This is a genomic window from Streptomyces boluensis (genome assembly GCF_009908195.1).
Classification (GTDB): domain Bacteria; phylum Actinomycetota; class Actinomycetes; order Streptomycetales; family Streptomycetaceae; genus Streptomyces; species Streptomyces boluensis.
Window position 1 is genome coordinate 1 of the sequence record NZ_JAAAHS010000539.1, and the last position, 3980, is coordinate 3980.

Below are 3980 nucleotides of genomic sequence, written 5' to 3' on the forward strand. Positions count from 1 at the left end.
CTGCCGGACAGGCCTCCTCAAGCGCCGGAGGGGCTGAGAAATCAGCCCCTCCGGCGTTCTGCGTTCTCAACGCCCGTGTGCCGCAAGCTCCTTCGCCGCCTCGGTCAGGTCCTTCGCCGTGTCGATGGCCCGCCAGTACGCGCCCTGCGGCAGCGGGAAGCCGGCCAGGCGGCGTTCGCGGGCCAGGCGCGGGAACGTGGTGCGCTCGTGGTCGCCGCGGTCGGGGAGCAGCGTGGCGAAGCCGGGTGCGAAGACGTAGACGCCGGCGTTGATCTCGTACGAGACGCGCGGGGACTCGATGAAGTCCGTGATGTGGCCGAAGGCGTCGGTCTCGACGGCGCCCCAGGGGAGGCGGGGCCGGGCCAGGGCGAGCGTCGCGGTGGCGTCCCGCTCGGTGTGGAAGGCGGCCATCTCGCGCAGCGGGAAACGGGTCCAGATGTCGCCGTTCGTCGCGTACCAGGCGCGGTCCGGGTGCGGGAGGCGGGCCGCCGCGTACTTGAGTCCGCCGCCGCGGCCGAGCGGCTCCTCCTCGACCACCGTCGTGACCCGCAGGGGGAGTTCGGCCTTGTCCAGCCAGTCCTGGAGGACGTCGGCGAGGTGGCCGCAGGAGATCACCACGTCCGTGACGCCCTCGGCGGCCAGCCAGGAAAGCTGATGGCCGATGATCGGGACCCCGGTTCCGGGGATCTCGACCATCGGCTTCGGTCGGTCGTCGGTGTACGGGCGCAACCGGGAGCCTTGGCCTCCGGCGAGGATTACTGCTTGTACGGGGGTGGGGTGCGGGTCGGTCATGTCCCGCACCCTATGGCGTGGGCGCCGACTCGGGGCTCTGCCCCGGACCCCGCTCCTCAATCGCCGGAGGGGCTTAATTTTGAACCGTCACACCTGCTGGGCCACGCCCGTGGCGAAAGCCGTGTCGCAGACCGGGCGGGCGTAGGACTGGGCTCGGCTCGGGCCGTACTGGCGGACCGCGGCTCGGCCGAGGGCGCGGGCGATCGAGGCGCAGTGTTTGGCGAGGGACGGGCGTTCGTCGACCTCCTGCTGGAGGTGGGTGAGGACGGTGCCCGGGTTCTCCTCCTGGAGTTCGAGGAGGAGCCGGTCGCGCAGGGTCTCTTGCGGGGCGTGGGACTTGGCGGGGGCGGAGGCGTTCTCGGCGGACGCGGTGAGCACCGACTGTGAGCCACCCGACCAGTTGACCCGGGTGACCGCGAGCGTCCCGGAGAGGACGAGAACGACGGGGAGTACGAGAGCGAGGGTTCGGCCGATTCGGCGGGCGCTTTGGTTCACGTGCGTGAGCGTAGCGGTCAGTGATGATTTGGCGACATTTGGTCACCGGAACGGGCGATGGTTCGAGAGGCGCTTTCGAATCCGGCGTTGACGTACAGGGTTCGAAAAGGGCGTTCTGCCGGGGTATTTGTCGACTCTGTGGCCGCGGGCGGGGCAGCGCGCGGGGGCGGACAGCGCGGTGGCCCCGCACCGAAGTGTGGGGCCACCGGGGCGTGTTGGGCCGGGCGTCAGTCGCTGAGGCGCTCGCCGCTGGACGTGGCGAAGACGTGGATCTCGCCGGGGCGCGGCACGACGTGCAGCTGGGAGCCCTTCGCCGGTACGTCGCGGCCGCTGACGCGGACCACGAGGTCCTTGGCCTCGCCGCCGACCTCCGCGGTGCCGTAGACGTAGCCGTCGGCGCCGAGTTCCTCGACGACGTTCACCGTGACGGCGAGGCCGGCCGGGGCGTTCGCGGAGTCCTTGCTGAGCGACTTGGCGGCCTCGCCGCCCTGCTCGACCACGTCGAAGTGCTCGGGGCGGACGCCGACGGTGACCGTGCGGTCGCCCTTGTCGGCGGCGGCCCCGATGGCCTCGCGGTTCACCGGCACCACGGAATTGCCGAACTTCACGCCGCCGTCGGTGATCGGGACCTCGACCAGGTTCATCGCGGGCGAGCCGATGAAGCCGGCGACGAAGAGGTTGGCCGGGCGGTCGTACATGTTGCGCGGCGAGTCCACCTGCTGGAGGAGGCCGTCCTTGAGGACCGCCACCCGGTCGCCCATCGTCATCGCCTCGACCTGGTCGTGGGTGACGTACACGGTCGTGATGCCGAGGCGGCGCTGCAGGGAGGCGATCTGGGTGCGGGTGCTCACGCGGAGCTTGGCGTCCAGGTTCGACAGCGGCTCGTCCATGAGGAAGACCTGCGGCTCACGGACGATGGCGCGGCCCATCGCGACGCGCTGGCGCTGGCCGCCGGAGAGGGCCTTGGGCTTGCGGCCCAGGTACTCGGTGAGGTCGAGGATCTTCGCCGCGTCCTCGACCTTCTGGCGGATCTCGGCCTTCGGCACGCCCGCGATCTTCAGCGCGAAGCCCATGTTGTCGGCGACCGTCATGTGCGGGTAGAGCGCGTAGTTCTGGAACACCATCGCGATGTCCCGGTCCTTCGGCGGCAGGTGGGTGACGTCGCGGTCGCCGATGCGGATCGCACCGCCGTTGACATCTTCGAGGCCCGCGAGCATGCGCAGGGAGGTCGACTTTCCGCAGCCGGAGGGACCGACGAGGACGAGGAACTCGCCGTCCTCGATCTCGATCTCCAGGCCGTCCACCGCGGGCTTGTCGGAGCCCGGGTAGATGCGGGTCGCCTTGTCGAACGTGACAGAAGCCATGGCTGTGAAGCCCCCTTCACCGGCAGGAACGTGCCGGACGATCCGAGTAAAGGAAGTGGCTGCGCCGCACGGTCGGCGGCGCAGTGGTGTAGTCCAGTGGGCCCGGACTGGCTGCGACAGTACCGGGCAGATCCGGTGCTGTCAGTAGTCGTACGGGAATTCGCGCAGCTCGGCGCCGCCTGGCGGGGTGGGCAGGAAGCCGGTGCGGGCGAACTGCCGTACGCAGGCGTCGAAGAGGGCCGCCCCGTCGCCGGCAAGCTCGATGCCTGTGCCGTCGAGCCGGGCGCGGGTGCCGGCGGCGTCGATGGGGTGGGCGCCCTCGGAGTCGACCGCGCCCGACGCGTCGGTGAGCACGGCGAGCAGTGCGGGCCCCGTCGGCGTGGAGCGCAGCGCGTCCAGCCAGCGGGCCGGCGGCACCTCCACGATCCGGTGCCCGTGATCCCGCAGCCGGGCCACCGCCGTGGTGAGCGTGAGGCGGCGCTCGGCGGCGATGTGGAAGGTGCGGCCGACCGCGCCCGGGTCGAGGGAGAGCGCGACGATCGCCGCGGCCGCCCGGTCGACGGGCACCAGGTCGAAGGCGAGGCCGAGGGAGGCGTCCGGGGCCAGGCCGAGGCGGGCGCAGGCCTGCAGGAGCAGCCACAGGTAGTCCGCGTCCTGGCACACGCCGGTCGCCGAGTCGCCGGTGAGCCGGGTCGGGCGGTGCACCGTCACCGGCAGTCCGCGCGCCCGCGCCTGCCCGATCAGGTGCTCGGCCGCCCACTTGCTCTGCGCGTACCCGTGCCGCAGTCCGGTTGGCGCGGGCAGCGGGTCCTCGGCGCGGAACGCCCCGGTCGGCGGGGTGCCCGACAGGACGCCGACCGTCGACACATGGTGCACGGGGACGGTGCGGTGGGTGGCGGCGAGGCGCAGGATCTCGGCGGTGGCCACGGTGTTGGCGGCCTTCAGGCGGTCGTGGTCGCGGGCCAGGTTGACCTCGGCACCGCAGTGGTGAACGACGTCGACGGTGCGGGCGAGTTCGTCGTACGTGGCCGGGTCGAGGCCGAGGCGCGGGGCGGTGAGGTCGCCGGTGTGGACGACGACGCGGTGGGCCAGGCCGGGGCGCCACACCCCGTACCGCCGCAGGGCCTCGGGCAGGCGCTGTGCGGGGCCGCGGACCAGGCAGTGCACGGTCGCGTCGGTACGGGTGAGGAGTTCCCGCAGCAGGAACGCGCCGAGGAAGCCGGTGGCGCCGGTGAGCAGCACGTGCCGGGGAGCGGGGGCCGCAGTGGTGGGCGTGGTGTGCGGGGTGATGTCGGCGGGGAGCGGTACGGCGAGGTCGGTACGGGGGCC

The 3980-nt window shown here is 72.2% G+C and carries 4 protein-coding genes; all 4 read right to left on the reverse strand.

Annotation, left to right across the window (positions count from 1 at the left end; translation table 11 throughout):
• Positions 1-66: 66 nt before the first annotated feature.
• On the reverse strand, positions 67-792 hold the full coding sequence (locus tag GUY60_RS35450) for a nucleotidyltransferase family protein (protein WP_161705492.1): 726 nt from the start codon (positions 790-792) through the stop codon (positions 67-69).
• 87 nt (positions 793-879) lie between these two features.
• Positions 880-1308 (reverse strand): hypothetical protein, encoded by a 429-nt coding sequence (locus GUY60_RS35455; RefSeq protein ID WP_161705498.1) that lies wholly within the window; start codon positions 1306-1308, stop codon positions 880-882.
• Positions 1309-1514: 206 nt separating this feature from the next.
• Positions 1515-2651 (reverse strand): ABC transporter ATP-binding protein, encoded by a 1137-nt coding sequence (locus GUY60_RS35460; protein ID WP_161705494.1) that lies wholly within the window; start codon positions 2649-2651, stop codon positions 1515-1517.
• A 141-nt stretch (positions 2652-2792) separates the two neighbouring features.
• On the reverse strand, positions 2793-3980 hold a 1188-nt coding region (locus tag GUY60_RS35465), incomplete at its 5' end, for an SDR family oxidoreductase (RefSeq protein WP_161705496.1).